General features: G+C 30.5%; 1 protein-coding gene. It reads right to left on the bottom strand.

Annotated elements, in window-relative coordinates; all coding sequences use genetic code 11:
• The coding region (locus tag ACO6VN_RS15085; protein ID WP_422404837.1) for an IS1182 family transposase at positions 1-1,028 on the bottom strand (1,028 nt) is incomplete at its 3' end.
• Positions 1,029-1,163 lie beyond the last annotated feature (135 nt).

Raw genomic sequence — 1,163 nt, 5'->3', positions numbered from 1 at the left:
TCGCTACCATAACCTGCATCAGCTACAATATATTCAGGTAAATGACCGTAGGTCTCTTGAATTGAATTTAAAAATGGTATCATCGTTCTTGTATCAGTCGGATTTTGATACACATTATAAGATAAAACGAATTGAGAATTTGTCGCTATTTGTAAATTATAACCTGGCTTGAGTTGTCCATTTTTCATATGATCTTCTTTCATTCTCATAAATGTGGCATCATGATCTGTTTTAGAATAACTATTTCTATCCTTTAAAATAGATTTTTGGACGTCGTATTTATGCTTTCGCCCAGAGTAATCATTAATTTGCTTTTTATATTGTTTAATTTTAGTTCTTTTGAGCCGTATTTGTTTTCTTATTTTAGTACATTTTTCATTATCGATATGTTGATTTAAATCTTCGATTTCTTTATCCAAATGACTACCAATCAAATCTATTTCTTCCTTTGTTAAGTCATTATCGTGATCTTTTTTAATCTCAGGTATGATTTTATTTGTTACCAATTCATGATAGAGTGCTTTAGAATCTTCATTCATCTTTGTCTCATGGTTTTGAATACTCTTTTTCCATACAAATGTATATCGATTGGCATTCGCCTCAACTTTCGTACCATCAATAAAAATGGCCTGATCATCTATAAGATGTTGTTTCAAACACTGACTATGAAATTGAATAAATAATGATTCTAATAAAGCATCTACTTTTGGATTGACTCTAAATCGATTAATCGTTTTATAAGAAGGCTTTTGATTTTGTGATAGCCACATCATCCGGATGCTATCATTAAGTAATTTTTCTATCTTACGACCTGAAAACACAGATTGTGTGTAGGCATATAGAATGATTTTTAACATCATTTTTGGATGGTATGAGGTTGCACCACGATGATGTCTGAATTCATCGAATTCAGTTTTAGGAATTGTTTCTACAATATCATTGACATGTCGTGACATATCATTTGTGGGGATAAGAACTGAAGTTTCCAATGGTAGAGTAAGTTGAGTCATGTTATAATCTTTATACATAAGGCACCTCGTTAATTTAGTTTAGTGACATTTATTAAATTATACGAAAGTGCCTTATTTTTTTAAAGTATTTCAATGTAAAATTACATATAAATACAAAGTATTTTGGCGAGACTCTTGAGGGAACAGGACAAG

Source organism: Mammaliicoccus sp. JADD-157, from assembly GCF_049310805.1.
Lineage (GTDB): Bacteria > Bacillota > Bacilli > Staphylococcales > Staphylococcaceae > Mammaliicoccus > Mammaliicoccus lentus.
The sequence above is the reverse complement of the archived record's forward strand: the minus strand, read 5'-3'. Positions and strand labels throughout refer to the sequence as shown.